Raw genomic sequence first — 18,460 nt, forward strand, 5'->3', positions numbered from 1 at the left:
GATCAACGACCTCATCCTCCCGGGCGGGCGGCTCAAGGCCCAGCGCGACCTCGCCCACCGGCGGCTCAACGAGATCGACGGCGTGTCCTGCCGGCAGGCCGACGGCGCCCTGTACCTGTTCCCCAAGCTCGACGTGGAGAAGTTCAACATCGTCGACGACGAGAAGTTCGCCCTCGACCTGCTCAAGGAGCAGAAGATCCTCGTCAGCCACGGCCGGGCGTTCAACTGGCCGGAGCCCGACCACTTCCGCCTCGTCACCCTGCCGTCCGTGGAGATGCTGGCCACGGCGCTGGACCGGATCGAGGAGTTCCTCGGCAACTACCGCCAGTGACCGGCGGGCCGCGCCCCGCGGCCCGCCCCGCACTCCCAGGAGGTCCCGCATGAGCGCAGCCGACCAGAGCCCCGGCACCGGGTTCGAGCAGGACGTACGGCCTCTGCTGCGCGCCCGGCCGGGCCTGTCCCTGGACGCGGTGGACACCCGCTCCACCCCCGGGTTCCGGGGGAAGAAGCAGCAGGGCACCGCGCTGCGGGCCGCCCGGGACGCCGAGCTGTCCCGGCTGCAGCGCCAGATCTACGCCAACGCCACGGTGGGCGCCCGGCACCGGGTGCTGCTCGTGCTGCAGGGCATGGACACCTCCGGGAAGGGCGGCGTCATCCAGCACGTGCTGGGCGGGCTCAGCCCGCACGGCGTGCACACCCACGGCTTCGGCCGGCCCACCGAGGAGGAGGCCGCCCAGCACTTCCTCCAGCGGGTGCGGCGCCAGCTGCCCCGGCCCGGGGTGATCGGCGCGTTCGACCGGTCCCACTACGAGGACGTGCTGGTGCCCGTGGTGCACGACGTGCTCGACGACCGGCAGCTCGAGCGGCGCTACACCGAGATCCGGCACTTCGAGCAGGAGCTCGCCGACGACGGGGTGGTGGTCGTCAAGGTCTTCCTGCACCTGGGCCTGGACGAGCAGCGCGAGAACCTCCTCGCCCGCATGAGCGACCGGACGAAGCAGTGGAAGTTCGATCCCTCGGACCTCGAGGCGCGCAGCCGGTGGGAGACCTACATGGCCGCCTACGAACGGGCCATCGACGCGACCGACGCCGACCACGCGCCCTGGTACGTGGTGCCCACCGACCGGAAGTGGTACGCCCGGGCCGTGGTCCAGGACCTGCTGATCTCCGCGCTCGCGGGCCTGCGGCTCGACTGGCCGGACCCCGGCTACGACGTCGAGGACGCGCGCCGGCGCCTCTCCGAGCTCTGACCCGCGCCACGGCGGGCCGGGCCGGCTCAGCCGCGCCCGGCGCCCTCCTCGCCGTCGCCCCCGTCGGCGTCCGCGCGCCGGCTCCGGGCCGCGTCGAGCCGCTCGCGGGCGCCGTCGAGCCACTGCTCGCAGCGGGTGGCGAGGGCCTCGCCGCGCTCCCAGAGCGCGAGGGACTCCTCGAGGGACGTGCCCCCGGCCTCGAGCCGGGAGACGACCTGCACGAGCTCCTCGCGGGCCTGCTCGTAGCCCAGGCCGGCGATGTCGGACAGGTCGGGTGCTGCGGGGTGGTCGGTGCTCGCCATGGGTGGCGCCTCTCGTTCGGAACGGTCGGGGACGGCGGTGGTGCCGGTGCCCCGGTGGGTCAGGGGGAGCCGGGGTGCTCGCCCGGGCGCCGGGCGGAGACGGTCTCGGTGCGCACGCCGAGCTCGCCCGCGGCCAGGCGCACCCCCAGCAGGTCCCCGGCGCGCACGGCGGCGGCGTCGGTGACCACGGCGCCGGAGGCGTCCAGGACCACGGAGTAGCCGCGCTGCAGGGTCTCCTGGGGGGACAGCGCCCGCACCCGGGCGCGCAGGGAGCGCACGGCGTCCCGCTCCCGCAGGGTCCGGGAGTCCACGGCGGACAGCGCCCGGGTGCGCCACCGGTCCACGTCCTCCTCCCGGAGCAGGATCATGTCCTCCGGCTGGGCCAGGACGGGCCGGGTGCGCACGGCGGTCAGACCGGCGGCCTCCCGGTCCAGGAAGCCTCGCACGGCGCGGTCCAGGCCCGCCCGGGCCCGGGCCACCCCGGCGCGCTCCTCGACGACGTCGGGGACGATCCGCTTGCCGGCGTCCGTGGGGGTCGAGGCCCGCAGGTCGGCCACCCAGTCGAGCAGCGGCTGGTCGTTCTCGTGCCCGATGGCGCTGACCACCGGGGTGCGGGCGGCCGCCACGGCCCGGATCAGGGACTCGTCGCTGAAGGCCAGGAGGTCCTCGAAGGAGCCGCCGCCGCGGGCGATCACGATGACGTCCACCTCGGCCATGGCGTCGAGCTCGCGCAGCGCCTGGGTCACGGCGCGCACCGCGCCGGAGCCCTGGACCGCGACCTCCCGCACCTCGAAGTCCACGGCCGGCCAGCGCAGGGACGCGTTGCGGATGACGTCCTTCTCGGCGTCCGAGTTGCGCCCCGTGACGAGGCCGACCCGGCGGGGGAGCAGGGGCAGGGGCTTCTTCCGGGCGGCGTCGAAGAGCCCCTCCTCGGCGAGGGCGCGCCGCAGCCGCTCGAGCCGCTCCAGCAGGTCGCCCAGGCCCACCGGGCGGATGCCGCGGCCCAGCATGGACAGCCGGCCGGTCTTGGCCCAGAAGTCCGGTTTGAGCTGGGCGACCACCCGCATCCCCTTCTCCAGGGGACGGTCCAGGTGGGCGGTCTCGTTGGCGAAGAGGGTCACGGGCACGGAGATCTCGGCGTCGACGTCCCGCAGGGTCACGTAGGTGACGCGGGCGCGCCGGTTGAGCTCGATGATCTGCCCCTCGACCCACGTGGGCGCGCAGCGGGCGATGTAGGCGTGCAGGTTCTCGGAGAGCATCCGCAGCGGCCACGGGTTCTCCGGGGTGGTCCGGTCCGCCCGCTGCGGCAGCTCCCGCTCGCCGCCCGCCGGGGCGTCCTGCTGCGGCTCCAGATACGTCATGCCTCATGCTTACCACCCGACGGGGACACCCGTGCACGCGCTCCGCCCGTGCGTACAGTGGTTCCGTGAGCCTCTCAGCACCCCCCGCCCCCGGACACCGCTCCGCGCCCCGTTCCGCGCCCCGCCCCCGACGACGCGCCACGACCGTCCTGCGCACCGGCCTCGGCACCGTCCTGGGCCTCGCCGCCGCGTCCCTCGTGGCGCTGCTCGTGCCCCTGCACTGGGCCCAGGACACCCTGGTCTCCCGCGACGGCTTCACCCGGGTGGTGGGCACCCTCGCCGAGGACCGGCCGTTCCAGGAGGAGCTGGCCCGCAGCGCGGTGGGGCAGGTGGCCGACCGGATCGTGGGGGAGCGGGCCACCGGCGTCGGGTTCCTCGACCGGATGCTCGAGGACGCCGCCCGCCGTGCGGCCGACGTCGCCGCGGACCTCACCGCCGACCCCGCCTACCAGCGCGCGTGGACGGAGGCGCTCACCCGCACCCACGAGGCCAACGTCCCCGTGGACGGCGCGGTGGAGGAGCCGCCGAAGGACCTCGTGCTGGACATCGCCCCCGTCCTCCGGGAGGTCGACGCCGCCGTGCAGCGGGCCGTCGGAGTGGACGTCGGGCTGGCGGAGCGCGAGAGCCGGATCACCGTCCCGGGGTCGAACACCGGGCGCCTGATCGAGGCGGGCACCCGGGTCACCGACCTGGCCGTCCCGCTCACGTGGACCGCCGTGGTGCTCGCCGTGCTCGCGCTGCTCGTGACCCGGCACCGCTTCGCCGTGCTCGCCGTGCTGGGGCTGGGGACCCTGGCCGGACTGGGCGTCGCGTGGTTGCTCGTGGAGCAGGGCGTGCAGCGGGCCTCCGGCATGCTCGGCGGCGACCCCGTGGTCCGGCTCGCCGCCGACCGGGCCGTCCTCCTGCTCACCGACTCCCTCGGCGAGCAGATGGTCACGGCCGCCTGGGCTGCCGGGATCACGGGCGTCGTGGGCCTCGTCGGGGCCATCCTCGTGTCGGGCGGATCACGGCGCGGGCCCCGCCCCACCGCGTAGCATGGAGGCCATGCCGACCACCGTTGCGCTCTCCATGCCCACCGTCCCCCGTTCCCGGCGCTCGCCGGAGGACGTGGCCGCCGCCGCTCCCGTGGCCGGACCGAAGAAGGTCCTGCTCGCGTCCCCCCGCGGCTACTGCGCCGGCGTCGACCGCGCCGTCATCGCCGTGGAGAAGGCGCTCGAGCACTACGGCGCCCCCGTGTACGTGCGCAAGGAGATCGTGCACAACAAGTTCGTGGTGAGCACCCTCGAGGAGCAGGGCGCCGTGTTCGTCGAGGAGACCGACGAGGTCCCCGAAGGGTCCCTGCTGATCTTCTCCGCCCACGGCGTCTCCCCGGCCGTGGTGGAGTCCGCGAAGTCCCGCGAGTTGCGCACCATCGACGCCACGTGCCCGCTGGTCACCAAGGTCCACCGCGAGGCCGTGCGCTTCGCGAAGAGCGACTACGACATCCTCCTGATCGGCCACGACGGCCACGAGGAGGTCGAGGGCACCGCCGGCGAGGCCCCCGAGCACATCCAGGTGGTGAACAGCCCGGACGAGGTCGGCCAGGTCGTCGTCCGCGACCCGGAGAAGGTCGTCTGGCTCTCCCAGACCACCCTCAGCGTGGACGAGACCCTGGAGACCGTGCAGAAGCTGCGCGAGCGCTTCCCCTCCCTGCAGGACCCGCCCAGCGACGACATCTGCTACGCCACCTCCAACCGGCAGACCGCGATCAAGAAGATCGCCCCGGACGCTGACCTCGTGATCGTCGTGGGCTCGGCGAACTCCTCGAACTCCGTGCGGCTCAAGGAGGTCGCCCTCGAGTACGGCGCCCGCCGCGCCGAGCGCGTGGACTTCGCGAACCAGGTGGACGAGTCCTGGTTCGAGGGCGTCGCCACCGTGGGCGTCACCAGCGGAGCCTCCGTGCCGGAGGTCCTCGTCAAGGACGTGCTGCGCCTGCTCGCGGACTACGGCTACGGCGAGGTCGAGGAGGTCGTCACCGCCGAGGAGGACGTGCTGTTCTCCCTCCCCAAGGAGCTGCGCGCCCGGCTCACCGCGGCCGGGGACACCTCCCACCGGCTCGGCGGCCGCGGGGCCCGCCCCACCCGCTGAGCCGCGGGCGGACCCGTCCGCTCAGCCCGCCGCGCGCTCGTCGAGCTGCCCCGGCACGCTCCCGCCCGGCTCGGTGCGGCCCGGGCGCTCCGCCGGCTCCGGAAGCTGCACCGCCTCCGGCGCCGGCGGCAGCTGCGCCGCCTCGGTGAACTCCGGCGCCGTGAGCGGGCGCGGCGCCACCACGAGCGGACGCGTGGTGAGCCGATCGTCCTCCGCGAGCGTGGGGTCGAGGTCGTTGATCCGCCGGGCCGTGGGGAACACCCGGGTCTCCACGGAGCCCGTCAGCCGGTTGTAGGTCTCCACCGACTTCTGCAGCGACCGGCCCATGTCGTCGAGGTGCTTGCCGACCGTGCCCAGCCGCTCGTAGAGCTGGCGGGAGAGGTCGAAGAGCTCCTTGGCGTTCTCCGTGAGCCCGTTCTGCCGCCACGTGAACGCCACGGCCTTGAGCGAGGCGAGCAGCGAGACCGGCGACACGAGCGCCACGTTGCGGCTCGCGGCGTGGTCCAGGAGGGTCGGGTCCGCGTCCAGGGCCGCGGAGAGCGCGGACTCGGCGGGCAGGAAGCACAGCACCAGCTCGGGGGAGGCGTCCCGCGCCTCCCAGTACTTCTTCGACGCCAGCGCGTCCACGTGCCCGCGCACGGCCTTCGCATGACCGGCCAGCTGCGCCCGGCGCCCGGCGTCGTCCTCGGCGTCCTGGGCCCGCAGGTAGGCGGTCATGGGCGCCTTGGCGTCCAGGACGATGTCGCGGCCCCCCGGCAGGTGCACCACCATGTCCGGGCGGATCGCGCTGCGCTCGCCGTCCGCGGTGGTGCCGTTGGAGGCGACCTGCTCCCGGAAGTCGACGTGCGCGGTCATCCCCGCGGACTCGACCACGCGGCGCAGCTGCACCTCGCCCCACAGGCCGCGCGCGGAGCCCGAGCGCAGCGCGGAGGACAGGGAGGTGGTCGCGGTGCGCAGGTGGTCGCCGACCTCGCGGGTGTGGGCGAGGGCCTGGGTGATGCCCCCGTACTGCTCGGCCCGGTCCCGCTCGAGCGCCGTCACGTGCTCCTCGACCGAGCGCAGCTGGTGGGCCACCGGCGCCAGGGCCCGCAGGACGTTGTTGTCCTGCACGGAGCGGGCGTCGGCGTCCCGCAGACGGTCCTCGAGCTGGGCGCGCGCCTCGACGGCCGCCGCCCGCTCGGAGGCCAGGTCCACGAGCCGGTCCTGGACGGCGGCGAGCTCGGCCTGCAGCCCGGCCCGCTCCTCCTCCGCCGCCCGAACCTCCCGGGCGGCACGGACCCGCGCCACGGCGGCGCCCAGGAGGGAGCCCACCAGCAGGGCGAGCAGAACGAGGACGACGACGAGGCTGACGGTCATGCCCAGCAGTGTGGCACGCCACCCGGACACCCCACGGCAGCGGCGCTCACCGCCCCGCTCCCCGGAGCGTCGCCCGGTCAGCGCCGGACCGTGGTCCGGCGCACGGCCAGCAGCACCACGGCCGCGAAGACCACCGTCCAGAGCCCGGTGTTCAGCAGCAGCGCCCACAAAGGGTCGGACTCCACCGGCGGTCCGCTGGTCGCCACGACGTCGCCCTCCACGAGCGGATAGCGGGCGAGCCCGGCCAGACCGTAGAGCGGGGTGAAGCGCGCGATGTCGAGCATCACCCCGGTGAGCGGGACGAACAGGTTGCCGAAGAAGCTGAGCACCACGAGCATCCCGGAGGCCGCCCCCACGGCGGACTCGGAGCGGAACAGCAGCCCGGCCGCCAGGCCGTAGAGGGCGAACACCGAGGAGCCGGCCACGACGATCGCCGCCGTGGCGGGCCAGCGCCAGCCGCCCAGCTCGGCACCGGTCAGGGCACCCACGGCGTAGACCACGAGGACGGGCAGCACGGCCATGGCCAGGGCCACGGCCACCTTGGACAGCACGTACCCGTGCCGCGGCGCCGGCGTGAGCCCGATCTGCCGGCCCCAGCCGCGTGCCTGCTCCACGGCGGCGGAGCCGGCGATCGAGGTGGTCGCGGTGACCGCCCCGTAGACCGCCATCGAGATCATGTTGTACCCGCCGGCGTTGCCGTGGCCCACCGGGAGGTCGGAGAAGTCCCCCAGCGCCGTGAACATCACGTAGAGCACGGCGGGCAGGACCACGATGAAGAAGGTGTTCTCGACCATGCGCACGTTGCGGCGCAGGTCGTGGGCGGCGTAGGCAATGCTCATGGTGCTGGTCCTCCGGGACGGGGGAGTAGGGACGGTGCGTCGGGGCGGGGAGCCGGGACGGGGCGAGCGGGGCCGGTCAGTCGGCGGTGAGGCCCAGGAAGGCCTCCTCGAGTCCGGCGTGGGTGATCTCGAGCTCGCTCGCGCCCGTGGTCGTCAGCAGGTGGCGGGCGATGGCGTCCGTGTCGGGGCCCGTGAGCCGCCGGCGTCCGCCGGCGGGCTCCAGCGCGGTCGCCCCCGGGACGACGACGGGCCCGGGCCCCTCCCAGCGGAAGCTGACCACGCGGTGGCCCGCCAGGGCCTGCACCTCGGCGGTGGCGGCATCGGCGACCACCCGCCCGCCCTTGAGCACCACGGTGCGGGCGGCGAACTCCTCGGCCTCGTCGAGGTAGTGGGTGGCGAACACGACCGTCCGGCCGCGCTCCGCCTCGGCGTGCATCGCGGCCCAGAACTCCCGCCGGGCGCCGACGTCCATGCCCGCGGTCGGCTCGTCGAGGACCAGCAGGTCCGGCTCGGGCAGCAGGGCCAGCGCGAAGCGCAGCCGCTGCTGCTCGCCGCCCGAGCACTTGGAGACCTTCCGCCGCGCGAACCCGGCGGCCCCCGCCCGGCCCAGGGCCTCGTCCACGGGCAGCGGGTCCCGGTGCAGGGTCGCGACCATCGCGACCGTCTCGCGCACGGACAGGTCGTCGAGCAGCCCCCCGGTCTGCAGGACCGCGCCAATCCGCCCTGCCCGCACGCTCTCGCGCGGGGCGGCGCCGAGGGTGCGCACGGTGCCGTCGTCGGGGTCGGTGAAGCCCAGGACCATGTCGAGGAGGGTGGTCTTCCCGGCGCCATTGGGACCGAGCAGCGCGACGACCTCGCCACGCTCGATGCGCATGCTCACGCCGTCCACGGCGCGGACGCGCTGCTCGCCGCGCCCGAAGCCCTTGTGGACGCCGGAGACGTCGACGGCCGGGGAACCGGCCGTCGGGCCGGCGGGGCTCGGATGCGGCGAAGTGCGGGAGGCGGGGAAGGACGTCATGCTCCGACTCTGCTCCACCGCGCGCCGTCCCGGAAGCCCCACGGGCCACGACACGCCCACGACCTCGGCCACCGGTCTCGGGGACGGCACGGCGTGCCCGCCCCGTGCCCGGTAGGATGGTCTCCCGTGGCTCTTACTATCGGAATCGTCGGACTGCCCAACGTCGGCAAGTCCACCCTGTTCAACGCGCTGACCCGCAACACCGTCCTGGCGGCGAACTACCCGTTCGCGACCATCGAGCCGAACATCGGCGTGGTCAACCTGCCGGACCCGCGGCTGGACCGGCTCGCGGAGATCCACGGCTCGGACCGGATCCTGCCCGCGACCGTGTCCTTCGTGGACATCGCCGGCATCGTCAAGGGCGCGTCCGAGGGGGAGGGCCTGGGCAACCAGTTCCTCGCCAACATCCGCGAGGCGCACGCGATCGCCCAGGTGGTCCGCGCCTTCGACGACCCGGACGTCATCCACGTCGACGGCGAGATCAACCCCGCCTCGGACATGGAGACCATCAACACCGAGCTGATCCTCGCCGACCTGCAGACCCTCGAGAACGCGATCCCGCGCCTCGAGAAGCAGGTCAAGATCAAGAAGGCCGATCCCGCCAAGCTCGCCGCCATTCAGCAGGCGCAGACGATCCTCGAGCGCGGGGACACCGTCTTCGGGGCGGCCGAGAAGGAGAAGCTGGACGTCGACCAGCTGCGCGACCTCAGCCTGCTCACCGCCAAGCCGTTCATCTACGTCTTCAACGCCGACGACGGGGTGCTCGGCGACGAGGCCAAGCAGCAGGAGCTGCGCGAGCTCGTGGCGCCCGCCGACGCCGTCTTCCTCGACGCGAAGCTCGAGTCCGAGCTCGTGGAGCTCGACGAGGAGGAGGCCAAGGAGATGCTGGAGATGTCCGGGCAGGACGAGGCCGGTCTCGACAAGCTCGCCCGCACGGGGTTCCACACCCTCGGGCTGCAGACCTATCTCACCGCCGGGCCCAAGGAGTCGCGCGCCTGGACCATCCCCGTGGGCGCCACCGCCCCGCAGGCCGCCGGCGTCATCCACACCGACTTCGAGCGCGGCTTCATCAAGGCCGAGATCGTCTCCTTCGAGGACCTCGACGCCGCCGGCTCCATGGCCGACGCGAAGGCCGCCGGCAAGGTCCGGATCGAGGGCAAGGACTACGTCATGCGCGACGGCGACGTCGTGGAGTTCCGCTTCAACGTCTGAGCCGGGCGGGTCCTCCGCGCCGGCGCGGGTCATTCCGGCCCGGGGCGCCGGCGGTTCTGCTTGGTCTCGGAGCGGCGGCGTTTTCCTTCGAGACGGCGACGGCGCGAGCCGTGGGTGGGCCGGGTCGCTCGCCGGACCACCGGCGGCACCACGGCGCCGCGCAGGAGTGCGGCGAGACGCTGTCTCGCCGCGGTGCGGTTCTGTCGCTGGGAGCGGTGCTCGGCGGCGCTGACGGTGAGCACGGTGCCCGAGAGCCTGCCGGCGAGCTGATCGAGGGCACGTGCGCGCTGCGCGTCGCTCAGCGCCGTCGTCGTGGCCAGGTCGAGAGAGAGCTGCACCCGGGAGTCCGTGGTGTTGACGCCCTGGCCGCCCGGGCCGGAGGCGTGGGAGAACTGCTCGACCAGCTCACCCGCCGGCACCCTGAGGCCGCGGGGCGCGCCGGGGCCCGGGGGCACGTGCAGATCGTCCACGCGACGATTGTCCCGCACCGGCGACGCGACACATTCCGTTCGGTCTCGGTGGGGGATCTTCGGCTGCTCGGGCGAGGTCTGCGGCCGGGCGCGCCAATCAGCCGCAATGGCGGTTCGGCGCGCGGCCCGGCACGTCCTGCCTACTGCCCGAGGGGCTCACCGGTGATGCTGTCGACGGTGCCGTTCTCGATGCCCTCGCACTGCGACACCCCGGCCGGTGTGACGGGTTCGTAGTGGATGCAGAAGGCGTCGTAGTAGGGCATCCCGTCCTGCCAGGCCGCGTAGGCCTCGTCGTAGGTGAAGTCCTGGTCCGGCAGCGCCCCGGGCATGGGCGGCGGGGTGGCCCCGGGGGTCGTCGACGGGGTCGGCGATGGGTCCGGCTGCGTCGCCTCCGCGCTGCCGGTGGCCCCGGACGTCGGGGAGGACGAGGCGCTGGGAGACGCGCCGGGCTCGTCGATCCCGCCGCTGTCGGGAGTGGTGCACCCGGTGACCAGGGCCAGGGACAGGGCGACCAGTCCCAGTCGCCCGAAGGCCGGCTTCTGGTGGACGTTCTGCGGGGGGTTCGGTGACATGGCCGTCTCTCCGGTGGGGGCGGGGGATCCGCTCATCACTTTAGGGAATGCGGGGCGGTCAGCCCGCGTGCGACTCGCACGCAGTGCGGCAGATCATTCCTCCGGGCGCGGAAAAGATCTCGGGCCGCGACGTCGAGGCGTTCTCGACGTCGCGGCCCGAGGTCTTCGTCGTGCCGGCGGACCGAACCGGGCCCTTACCGCGGGGTCTCGGCGGCGTCCTCCGGCGGTGCCGCCGCCTCGAGGTAGTCCTCGACGTCCACGAGCACCGCGGGGCCGGCCTGCGCCGCCTGCAGCGCAACGGCGAGACTCGCCACGTCGTCGTCGTCCAAGGGCTGGTCGGGCAGGTCCACGGCGTAGCGCGCCTCGCCGTCGACCAGCACGGGCGTGATCTGGGCGGTGCCGCTGGTGAGGTCGACGACGGTCGCGGGGGCGACCACCTCGACGTCCTCGGGGGCCGGGCGGTCGTCGGGGAGTGCGGGGGAGCTCATGGGAACCGTCCTGTCGTTCGGGGTGCTGTCAGGCTACTGCCTGTTGCCGCCCGCACAATGGGCCGACCCGTTACTGACGTCATGAGACACCCGCCGGCGACCGACGGCGACCGCCGAGGCGGCGGCGGGGGTCAGCGCAGGGCGCGCTTGATGTCGGCGCGCTCCTTCTCGAGCTTGCGCACCCGGTGGCCCAGCTTGAAGAGCCGGACGGAGCCGACGAGACCCATGATGAGGGCGCCGGCGACCGCCGCGAGCAGCATGGCGACGCCGAGGGGGAGGCTGAACTGCCAGCCCAGGTAGTTGAAGTCCGCCGGGACGTTGTTCTGCAGGATGAAGACCAGCAGCAGGATCAGGATCAGCAGGCCGAGGATCAGGGCCGTCCACGCGGCGCCCGAGACGCCCTGCTTCTGGTGACCGTCCAGGGCGGGGTCCGTGGCCGTCTGCGGCCGGACGGCCGGCTCCCGGCCGGGCGCCGGCCGGTCCGCGGCGGACGCGTCCGCGGCGGGGGTCCGCGGCTCGTCCCCGGGGGCGGGATCGGGCCGGAGCGGGTCGGAGGATGCTGGGGTGCGGGCCATGACGGTTCTCTCCCTGGTCGCGGACGGGTCGCGGTGACCCTGTGCTCCTCACGGTAGTCCCGGTCGGCGCGCCGTTGAAGTCCCGCCGGTGCTCAGCGGGTCGTGCGTGTCCGCCGGAGGAAGCGGCGCACCTCGGCGGTGACCAGCGCGAGCGTGTCCTCCTGGCTCACGGGCCCGGACCGGCGGACCGCCAGGGCGTGGTCGGCGCCCTCCACCGGGACGACGTCGACGGCCGGCGCGCCGTCCGCGGCGGCCGCGACCTCGTCCGCGGAGCCGAAGACGTCCCGCGTGCCCTGCAGCACGAGCACGGGGACCGTGGGCCGCAGCAGCTCCTCGGCGCGCGAGCGCTCCGGGCGTCCCGGCGGGTGCAGGGGGAAGGCCAGGCAGACGACGGCGGACGCGCCCACGTCGGCGGCCGTCCGGCACGCCACCCTGGCCCCGGCGCTGCGGCCCCCGACGACCAGGGGCAGTCCGTCCGCCAAGCCGGTCACGGCCGCCGCGGCGGCCAGCCACCCGGTGTCGAGGGCGGCCGGACGGGGAGCGACCCTCCGGCCGGCGAGCACCCACGGCTGCTCGTGGCGCACGACCGTGACGCCGTGGAGGGGGAGCTCGTCGGCGAGGGCGGTGAGGTCCGGGGCGCCGGCGCCCCCGCCCGCGCCGTGCCCGAGCCACAGCAGCGCGACGGGGTGCTCGGCGGGGGAGACCAGCAGGCGTCCCGGCCCGCTCTCGGTGGGCACGGTGAGCTCGGTCGGTCGGGGCATGGCCACCACGGTAGCCCGGCGGGCGCCCGCCGCCGGCCCGTGGTGCCCGGCGGCGGGGGCGCGGCCTAGCATGTGGTCATGGCCTCCCCGAACGCGACCGGCGGCGCCCGGCCGAGCCGGGCGGACCTCGAGGCCGCCCGGGGCACGACCCTGCCCGACCTGCTCGGCCCGCACGTGCGGCTGCTGATCTGCGGCATCAACCCGAGCCTGTGGGCCGCGGCCACGCAGGCGCACTTCGCCCGGCCCGGCAACCGTTTCTGGCCGGCCCTGCACGACGCCGGGCTCACCGGCCGGCTCGTGGACTGCGCGGCCGGGATGAGCGCGGAGGACCGGGAGCACGTCCTGGGCCGGGGTCTCGGCATCACGAACCTGGTGCCCCGGGCCACCGCGCGGGCCGACGAGCTGGACCCCGCCGAGTTCGTGGCCGGCCGGGAGCGGCTGGCCGAGCTCGTCGCCGGGCTGCGCCCCGCCGTCGTCGCGGTCGCCGGGGTCACCGCCTACCGGCACGCGTTCGCGGACCCGGGGGCCCGGCTCGGGCGCCAGGACCGGGAACTGGCCGGGGCGCAGCTGTGGGCGCTGCCGAGCCCGAGCGGGCTCAACGCCCACGCGTCCCGGGCGAGCCTCGCCGCCGCGTTCGCCGAGGCCGGGCGGGCGGCGGGCCTCCCGGTCGCCCCGACACCGCCGTGACCCGGTCACGGGCGCCGCGTCCGCGTCCGCGTCAGACGAACAGCAGCAGGCTCACGGCCATGACCGCCATCCCGGCGACCAGCCCGTAGACGGACAGGTGGTGCTCGCCGTACTCCTGGGCCGTGGGCAGCAGCTTGTCCAGGGAGATGAAGACCATGATCCCGGCCACGCCCGCGAACACGACGCCGAAGAGGACGTCGTCGAGGAAGGGGAGCAGGACGAGGTAGCCGAGCACCCCGCCGACAGGCTCCGCCAGGCCCGAGAGGAACGCCCAGCGGAACGCCCTCCGGCGGCTGCCCGTGGCGTGGTGGATGGGCACCGCCACGGAGATCCCCTCCGGGATGTTGTGCAGCGCGATGGCCACGACCACCGGGATCGCCACGGACGGCTCCTGCATCGCGGCCACGAAGGTCGCGAAGCCCTCGGGGAAGTTGTGGATCGCGATGGCCACCGCGGTCATCGTCCCCATCCGCAGGAGCCGGCGCTGCCGCCCGGCGTCGTCGTGCGGGTACTCGTGGGGGTTGACGCGCGTGGGCACCAGCCGGTCGATCACCGCGATCAGCAGGATCCCCCCGAAGAACCCGCCGGCGGTGGCCCACGCCCCCGAGCGCTCCCCGAGCTCCGCGACCAGGGCCACCCGGGCCTTGACGAAGATCTCGATCATGGACACGTAGATCATCACGCCGGCCGAGAAGCCGAGGCTCACCGCGAGGAACTTGGCATCGGTGCGCCGGGTGACCAGGGCCAGGAAGGCGCCCACACCCGTGGCCAGCCCCGCGAACAGCGTCAGGCCGAAGGCGAACAGCAGCTCGTTCACGACCGGGTCGGCTCCGTTCCTGGGCGGGGGTGGGCGCTCGCAGTCTAGCGAACGGCCGTCACGCCCCGGCGGTGCGCCAGAATGGTGCGGTGACGACCTCCTCCGCGCGTGCCCCGGGTGCCGGCGGCCGCCCGGCGGGTGTCCCCGCCGGCCTCGCCGACCGGTACACCGCCGCGTGGGAGCTGGTGCCCGACGGGCGGGCGCGGGACGACGGCGGGGCCCTGGTCCTGCCGGTGCGCACCCGCGCCGGGGAGCCGGCCGTGCTGCGGCTCTCCCCGCCGCGGCCCGGCGCCGAGCACGAGCACCTGGCCCTGCGCGTGTGGGCCGGGCGCGGGGCCGTGCGGCTGCTCCGGGCGGAGCCGGCGGACCGGGCGCTGCTGCTCGAGCGCACCGCCGACCGGGACCTGTACGAGCTGCCGGTGCTCGAGGCGTGCCGCGTGCTCGGCGAGCTGACCCGGGTCCTCGCCCGGCCGCTGCGGCCCCCGTTCCCGCGTCTGTCGGAGACGGCCCGGCGGTGGCAGGCGGAGCTGGAGGGGGCCGTGGACCTGGACGCCCGGTTCCCGCGCCGCTTCCGGCTCCAGGCCGTCAGGAGCCTCGAGCGGCTCCGGCGCGACGAGCTGGACGCGGCGCTCGTGCACCAGGACCTGCACCACGGGGCGGTCCGCGCGTCGGTGCGCGCCCCGTGGCTGGCCGCCGGGGCCGACGCGGTGGTCGGCACCCCGGAGTTCGCGCTGGTCCCCGCCCTGTGGCACCGCACGGAGGAGGCCGGGCACGGCGGGGCCCTGGCCGCGGCCCTGGCGGACCGGATGGAGGCCCTCGCCCTGGCGGCCGGCGCCGACGAGGAGCGCCTCCGGGCCTGGACGCTCGTCCGGTGCGCCGTGGCGGCCCGGGACGAGGCTCGCCGCCCCACCGGCGCCCCGCACCGCGAGGTCGGCCGGCTGGTCCAGCTGTGCAAGGCCGTGCAGCGGGGCGCCTGAGGCACCGTCCTCGCGCCCGGGCTCAGGAGGTGGGGGAGCGGCGGAAGCCCAGGTCCGCGGCGAGCGGGCGCCACGCCGCCACGAGCAGGGTGAGCGCGGTGGGCACGAGGACCGGGAAGCCCGCGGCCAGATAGCCCAGGGCGCCGAGCACCCCGCCGGCGAAGAACAGCCCCACGAGCGCGGCCAGCAGCCTGAGCTTCCCGGCGTCGCCGGTCACGGGGTCCGCGTCCGCGAGCCGGTTGCGGTAGAGGAACTTGCCGAGCTCGATGCCGATGTCCGTGACCATGCCCGTCACGTGGGTGGTGCGGATCTGGGCGCCCGAGATCTTGGTGATCACCGCGTTCTGCAGGCCCATGGTGAACGCGAGCACCGGGACGAACAGCAGGTCCCGGTGCGCCCAGGTCAGGCTCTCGGCCAGCAGGCCGAAGACGAGCATGAGCAGGCCCTCGAGCAGCAGGACGTTGGCGTAGCGGCTGTGCAGCCCGCGGCGCCGCGCCCAGTTGAACATCAGCGCGCAGCACGCGGCCCCGGCCGTGAAGGCGAGGACGGCCAGGACGCCGACCGCCACGAGCCGCAGGTCGCCCAGCACGAGGTGGTCGGCGACCATCGCGGTGAGCCCCGTCATGTGGGAGGTGTACACGGCCACGGCCACGAAGCCCACGGAGTTGAGCACCCCCGCCACCAGGGCGAGCAGGTAGGCGAGGTGCCGGTTGAGGGCGGGCGTGCGGCGGGGTCCCGCGACGTTGAGCAGGTAGCGGTCGATCCGGGCCCTCATGCCGCGAGCCTAGTCCGGGGAGCCCACCGGCGGCGTCACGGGGCCCGCGGCGCCGCCGGCGGGACGAGAATGGGGGCGTGGCCACCGAGCGCGTGCACCAGGACCCGTCCCTCCGCGCGGCGGGCGAGCTCCTCGCCGAGCTGGACGTGGAGCCCGCCCTCGGGCTGAGCGCGGAGCAGGCCGGGGCCCGGCTGGCCCGGTACGGGCCCAACGAGCTGCGCACCGCCCCGCGGGTGCCGCGGTGGCGCAAGGTCCTCGCCCAGTTCCAGGACCCGCTGATCTACCTGCTCCTGACCGCGATCGCCGTGTCCGTGGTCGCCTGGGTCGCGGAGGGCGCCCGCGGGGTGCCGGTGGACGCGGTGGTCATCGCCGTGATCGTGGTGGCCAACGCGGTGCTGGGCCGCGTCCAGGAGGGGCGGGCCGAGGACGCGGTCGCGGCGCTGGCCGTGCTGACGGCGGCGAACTCGACCGTGGTGCGGGACGGGCGCCTGACCACGCTCCCCTCGGCCCAGCTGGTGCCCGGCGACGTCCTGGCCCTCGCCGAGGGGGACGCGGTGGGGGCGGACGCCCGCCTGCTCTCCGCCGCGTCCCTGCGCGTGCAGGAGGCGTCCCTGACCGGGGAGTCGGAGGCGGAGCTCAAGGACCCGGCCGTGCTGCCCGCCCCGGTCCCGCTCGGGGACCGGCGGAACATGGTCTACAAGGGCACGGCCGTGGTCTCGGGGGTGGGCCGCGCGGTGGTCGTGGCCACGGGCATGGACACCCAGGTGGGCGCGATCGCCGAGATGCTGGAGCGCACGGAGGCCGAGCCCTCGCCGCTGCAGCGCGAGATCACGGCCGTGTCCCGGTCGCTGGGCCTCATCGTGGTCGGCGTCGCCGTGGTGGTCATGGCCACGGTCGTCCTGGTCAGCGGGGTGCGCGGCGTGCAGGACCTCGTGACGGTCCTGCTGCTGGGCGTCTCCCTCGCGGTCGCGGCCGTCCCGGAGGGCCTGCCCGCGATCCTGTCCCTGGTCCTGGCCATCGGGGTGCGGGCGATGGCCCGCCGGCAGGCGGTGGTCAAGGACCTGCACTCCGTGGAGACGCTCGGCGCGGCCTCGGTGATCTGCTCCGACAAGACCGGCACGCTCACCCGCAACGAGATGACCCGCAAGGTGCTCGTGACCCCGTCCGGCACGGTGGAGCTCTCCGGCACGGGGTACTCCCCGGAGGGCGAGGCCAGGGTCGTGACCGGGGGCGCGCCCGCCGCGCAGGTCCTGCAGGAGGCGCGGGGCGTGCTGGTGGGCGGGGCGCGCGCCAACAACGCCCAGCTCGACGAGGCCGCCGGCGTGTGGACCGTGCAGGGCGACCCCACCGAGGCGGCATTCCTCACCGCCGTGCACAAGCTCTACGGCGCCGCCGACCGGGCGGACGACTTCTCCCGGGCCCAGGAGATGCCGTTCACCTCCGAGCGCCGGATGATGTCCACCCTCGAGATCGAGACGGACTCCGGGCACCGGTACCTGTTCACCAAGGGCGCCCCGGACGTCCTCCTGGACCGCTGCACCGGGGTGCGCGTCGGGGACGCCGTCGAGCCGTTCGACGCCGCGCGACGCCGGGACGCCGCCGCGGCTGTCCAGGAGCTGTCCGGGCAGGCGTTCCGCACCCTGGCGGTCGCCGGCCGGCGGGTTCGGGAGCGCGAGGCCGCGGAGCTCGGGGAGGCGGCGGAGCGGGACCTGGTCTGGCTCGGCGTGGTGGGCGTCCTCGACCCGCCGCGGGAGGAGGCCGCGGCGGCCGTGGCGCAGGCCCGGGCCGCCGGGGTGCGTACGATCATGATCACCGGCGACCACCCGATGACGGCCGCCAGGATCGCCGCGGACCTGGGGATCGTGCCCCCGGGCTCGCCCGCGCTCACCGGGGCGCAGCTGGACGAGCTCACCGGGGAGGGCTTCCTCGACGCCGTGCGGGACGTCTCGGTCTTCGCCCGGTGGCCCCGGGCCACAAGCTGCGGATCGTCGACGCCCTGCAGGCCCAGGGCCACGTCGTCGCCATGACCGGGGACGGCGTCAACGACGCGCCGGCCCTCAAGGCCGCCGACATCGGCGTGGCCATGGGCATCACGGGCACGGAGGTCACCAAGGAGGCCGGGCGGATGATCCTCGGCGACGACGACTTCACCACCATCGTGGTGGCGATCCGGCAGGGCCGGGTCATCTTCGAGAACATCACGAAGTTCCTGCGCTACCTGCTGTCCTCGAACCTGGAGGAGGTGGCCACCGTGTTCTTCGGCGTGCTCCTCGCGGGCGCCCTGGGGCTGACGGACGCGGCCGGCGGCGCGATCGCCGTGCCGCTGCTGGCCACCCAGATCCTGTGGATCAACCTCGTCACCGACTCCGGTCCGGCCCTGGCCATGGGCGTGGACCCCGAGATCGACGACGTCATGGCCCGCCCGCCGCGCCGGCCCGACGAACGGATCCTCGACGCGCCGATGTGGGGGCGGATCGCGCTGCTCGGCCTGATGATGGGCGCCTCGACCCTGCTGACCATCGACATCTTCCTCCCCGGGGGTCTGGTGCCCGGCCAGGACTCCCTCGACGTGGCCCGCACCGCCGGGTTCACCACGCTCGTGCTCGCCCAGCTGTTCAACGCCCTGAACTCCCGCTCCGAGCTCGCGAGCGCCTTCCACCGGCTGTTCGTCAACCCCTGGCTGTGGGGCGCCCTGGCCCTCGCCGCCGCCCTGCAGGTGCTCGTGGTGCACGTCCCGGTGCTCCAGGTCGCCTTCGGCACCGCACCCCTGGACCTCGTCCACTGGGCCGTCGCGGTGGGCATGGCGTCCCTCGTCCTGTGGGTCGAGGAGCTGCACAAGCTCGTCCGCCGGTCCCTGGTGCGCCGGGGCTGAC

General features: G+C 74.8%; 21 protein-coding genes. 9 read left to right on the forward strand and 12 right to left on the reverse strand.

All coding sequences use genetic code 11. The features are described 5' to 3' along the window. Together CK505_RS15105 and CK505_RS15110 are read left to right on the forward strand one after the other, a co-directional pair. On the forward strand, nucleotides 1-331 hold a 331-nt coding region (locus CK505_RS15105), incomplete at its 5' end, for an aminotransferase class I/II-fold pyridoxal phosphate-dependent enzyme (protein WP_141246831.1). 49 nt (nucleotides 332-380) lie between these two features. Then, nucleotides 381-1,250: a PPK2 family polyphosphate kinase gene (locus CK505_RS15110; protein WP_095651601.1), complete on the forward strand. Its 870-nt coding sequence runs from the start codon at nucleotides 381-383 to the stop codon at nucleotides 1,248-1,250. Nucleotides 1,251-1,276: 26 nt separating this feature from the next. Here the strand turns inward: CK505_RS15110 and CK505_RS15115 are convergent, their stop codons facing one another. Both CK505_RS15115 and xseA read right to left on the reverse strand, forming a co-directional pair. Then, nucleotides 1,277-1,552, reverse strand: coding sequence for an exodeoxyribonuclease VII small subunit (locus CK505_RS15115; RefSeq protein ID WP_035927490.1), 276 nt, complete (start codon nucleotides 1,550-1,552; stop codon nucleotides 1,277-1,279). Nucleotides 1,553-1,611: 59 nt separating this feature from the next. Next, nucleotides 1,612-2,913, reverse strand: a complete 1,302-nt coding sequence (gene xseA, locus CK505_RS15120; RefSeq protein ID WP_095651602.1) for an exodeoxyribonuclease VII large subunit — start codon at nucleotides 2,911-2,913, stop codon at nucleotides 1,612-1,614. A 65-nt stretch (nucleotides 2,914-2,978) separates the two neighbouring features. Here xseA and CK505_RS15125 point away from each other — a divergent pair, with 65 nt between their 5' ends. Together CK505_RS15125 and CK505_RS15130 are read left to right on the forward strand one after the other, a co-directional pair. After that, nucleotides 2,979-3,947, forward strand: a complete 969-nt coding sequence (locus CK505_RS15125) for a hypothetical protein (protein WP_095651603.1) — start codon at nucleotides 2,979-2,981, stop codon at nucleotides 3,945-3,947. A gap of 10 nt (nucleotides 3,948-3,957) precedes the next feature. After that, on the forward strand, nucleotides 3,958-5,040 hold the full coding sequence (locus CK505_RS15130; RefSeq protein ID WP_017833377.1) for a 4-hydroxy-3-methylbut-2-enyl diphosphate reductase: 1,083 nt from the start codon (nucleotides 3,958-3,960) through the stop codon (nucleotides 5,038-5,040). Nucleotides 5,041-5,061: 21 nt separating this feature from the next. On the opposite strand, the gene CK505_RS15135 is transcribed toward CK505_RS15130, so the two are convergent. The 3 genes from CK505_RS15135 to CK505_RS15145 all read right to left on the reverse strand — a co-directional run bounded on the left by CK505_RS15135 (nucleotide 5,062) and on the right by CK505_RS15145 (nucleotide 8,253). Then, a complete protein-coding gene (locus tag CK505_RS15135; protein ID WP_255250973.1) occupies nucleotides 5,062-6,396 on the reverse strand; it encodes a DNA recombination protein RmuC in 1,335 nt (444 codons plus the stop codon). 77 nt (nucleotides 6,397-6,473) lie between these two features. Beyond that, nucleotides 6,474-7,235, reverse strand: coding sequence for an ABC transporter permease (locus tag CK505_RS15140; protein WP_095651605.1), 762 nt, complete (start codon nucleotides 7,233-7,235; stop codon nucleotides 6,474-6,476). 76 nt (nucleotides 7,236-7,311) lie between these two features. Beyond that, nucleotides 7,312-8,253, reverse strand: a complete 942-nt coding sequence (locus tag CK505_RS15145; RefSeq protein WP_095651606.1) for an ABC transporter ATP-binding protein — start codon at nucleotides 8,251-8,253, stop codon at nucleotides 7,312-7,314. A 126-nt stretch (nucleotides 8,254-8,379) separates the two neighbouring features. Between CK505_RS15145 and ychF the strand changes: the two genes are divergently transcribed. After that, entirely contained in the window at nucleotides 8,380-9,465 is a 1,086-nt protein-coding gene (gene ychF / locus CK505_RS15150; RefSeq protein WP_095651607.1) for a redox-regulated ATPase YchF, read from the forward strand. 29 nt (nucleotides 9,466-9,494) lie between these two features. Here ychF and arfB read toward each other — a convergent pair whose 3' ends face one another. From arfB to CK505_RS15175, 5 genes are all read right to left on the reverse strand, one after another. Continuing rightward, a complete protein-coding gene (gene arfB / locus CK505_RS15155) occupies nucleotides 9,495-9,935 on the reverse strand; it encodes an alternative ribosome rescue aminoacyl-tRNA hydrolase ArfB (protein WP_035927467.1) in 441 nt (146 codons plus the stop codon). Between the two features lie 140 nt (nucleotides 9,936-10,075). After that, complete coding sequence (locus CK505_RS15160; RefSeq protein ID WP_035927462.1) at nucleotides 10,076-10,507, reverse strand: hypothetical protein; 432 nt, start codon at nucleotides 10,505-10,507, stop codon at nucleotides 10,076-10,078. Between the two features lie 194 nt (nucleotides 10,508-10,701). Further along, a complete protein-coding gene (locus tag CK505_RS15165) occupies nucleotides 10,702-10,995 on the reverse strand; it encodes a hypothetical protein (RefSeq protein WP_035927458.1) in 294 nt (97 codons plus the stop codon). A 131-nt stretch (nucleotides 10,996-11,126) separates the two neighbouring features. Next, a complete protein-coding gene (locus tag CK505_RS15170; RefSeq protein ID WP_095651608.1) occupies nucleotides 11,127-11,570 on the reverse strand; it encodes a lipopolysaccharide assembly LapA domain-containing protein in 444 nt (147 codons plus the stop codon). Between the two features lie 92 nt (nucleotides 11,571-11,662). Beyond that, entirely contained in the window at nucleotides 11,663-12,331 is a 669-nt protein-coding gene (locus CK505_RS15175; protein WP_255250974.1) for an alpha/beta family hydrolase, read from the reverse strand. 78 nt (nucleotides 12,332-12,409) lie between these two features. Here CK505_RS15175 and CK505_RS15180 point away from each other — a divergent pair, with 78 nt between their 5' ends. Next, a complete protein-coding gene (locus CK505_RS15180) occupies nucleotides 12,410-13,018 on the forward strand; it encodes a mismatch-specific DNA-glycosylase (protein WP_095651610.1) in 609 nt (202 codons plus the stop codon). Between the two features lie 31 nt (nucleotides 13,019-13,049). Here CK505_RS15180 and zupT read toward each other — a convergent pair whose 3' ends face one another. Continuing rightward, entirely contained in the window at nucleotides 13,050-13,835 is a 786-nt protein-coding gene (gene zupT, locus CK505_RS15185) for a zinc transporter ZupT (protein ID WP_035927447.1), read from the reverse strand. An 89-nt stretch (nucleotides 13,836-13,924) separates the two neighbouring features. Here zupT and CK505_RS15190 point away from each other — a divergent pair, with 89 nt between their 5' ends. Further along, on the forward strand, nucleotides 13,925-14,812 hold the full coding sequence (locus CK505_RS15190) for an aminoglycoside phosphotransferase family protein (protein WP_176475379.1): 888 nt from the start codon (nucleotides 13,925-13,927) through the stop codon (nucleotides 14,810-14,812). Between the two features lie 22 nt (nucleotides 14,813-14,834). On the opposite strand, the gene CK505_RS15195 is transcribed toward CK505_RS15190, so the two are convergent. Beyond that, the gene (locus tag CK505_RS15195) at nucleotides 14,835-15,587 is read right to left on the reverse strand and encodes a YoaK family protein (RefSeq protein ID WP_017833390.1); all 753 of its coding nucleotides are present in this window, start codon (nucleotides 15,585-15,587) and stop codon (nucleotides 14,835-14,837) included. A 77-nt stretch (nucleotides 15,588-15,664) separates the two neighbouring features. On the opposite strand from CK505_RS15195, the gene CK505_RS15200 reads away from it, so the two are divergent. Together CK505_RS15200 and CK505_RS19040 are read left to right on the forward strand one after the other, a co-directional pair. Further along, nucleotides 15,665-17,614 (forward strand): HAD-IC family P-type ATPase, encoded by a 1,950-nt coding sequence (locus tag CK505_RS15200; RefSeq protein ID WP_303621209.1) that lies wholly within the window; start codon nucleotides 15,665-15,667, stop codon nucleotides 17,612-17,614. After that, complete coding sequence (locus CK505_RS19040; protein ID WP_303621210.1) at nucleotides 17,548-18,459, forward strand: HAD-IC family P-type ATPase; 912 nt, start codon at nucleotides 17,548-17,550, stop codon at nucleotides 18,457-18,459. Before CK505_RS15200 ends, CK505_RS19040 begins: the two co-directional genes overlap by 67 nt. Nucleotide 18,460: the final 1 nt, after the last annotated feature.

Source organism: Kocuria sp. WN036 (assembly GCF_002287015.1).
Taxonomy (GTDB): domain Bacteria; phylum Actinomycetota; class Actinomycetes; order Actinomycetales; family Micrococcaceae; genus Kocuria; species Kocuria rosea.

Bases quoted from the DNA above. Each gene is read 5' to 3' on its own strand.
- CK505_RS15130 (WP_017833377.1), top strand. From the start codon at position 3,958: ATGCCGACCACCGTTGCGCTCTCCATGCCCACCGTCCCCCGTTCCCGG.
- CK505_RS15110 (WP_095651601.1), top strand. From the start codon at position 381: ATGAGCGCAGCCGACCAGAGCCCCGGCACCGGGTTCGAGCAGGACGTA.
- CK505_RS15135 (WP_255250973.1), bottom strand. From the start codon at position 6,396: ATGACCGTCAGCCTCGTCGTCGTCCTCGTTCTGCTCGCCCTGCTGGTG.
- CK505_RS15140 (WP_095651605.1), bottom strand. From the start codon at position 7,235: ATGAGCATTGCCTACGCCGCCCACGACCTGCGCCGCAACGTGCGCATG.
- CK505_RS15195 (WP_017833390.1), bottom strand. From the start codon at position 15,587: ATGAGGGCCCGGATCGACCGCTACCTGCTCAACGTCGCGGGACCCCGC.
- CK505_RS15170 (WP_095651608.1), bottom strand. From the start codon at position 11,570: ATGGCCCGCACCCCAGCATCCTCCGACCCGCTCCGGCCCGATCCCGCC.
- CK505_RS15145 (WP_095651606.1), bottom strand. From the start codon at position 8,253: ATGACGTCCTTCCCCGCCTCCCGCACTTCGCCGCATCCGAGCCCCGCC.
- CK505_RS15115 (WP_035927490.1), bottom strand. From the start codon at position 1,552: ATGGCGAGCACCGACCACCCCGCAGCACCCGACCTGTCCGACATCGCC.
- CK505_RS15175 (WP_255250974.1), bottom strand. From the start codon at position 12,331: ATGCCCCGACCGACCGAGCTCACCGTGCCCACCGAGAGCGGGCCGGGA.
- CK505_RS15165 (WP_035927458.1), bottom strand. From the start codon at position 10,995: ATGAGCTCCCCCGCACTCCCCGACGACCGCCCGGCCCCCGAGGACGTC.
- CK505_RS15160 (WP_035927462.1), bottom strand. From the start codon at position 10,507: ATGTCACCGAACCCCCCGCAGAACGTCCACCAGAAGCCGGCCTTCGGG.
- CK505_RS15180 (WP_095651610.1), top strand. From the start codon at position 12,410: ATGGCCTCCCCGAACGCGACCGGCGGCGCCCGGCCGAGCCGGGCGGAC.
- xseA (WP_095651602.1), bottom strand. From the start codon at position 2,913: ATGACGTATCTGGAGCCGCAGCAGGACGCCCCGGCGGGCGGCGAGCGG.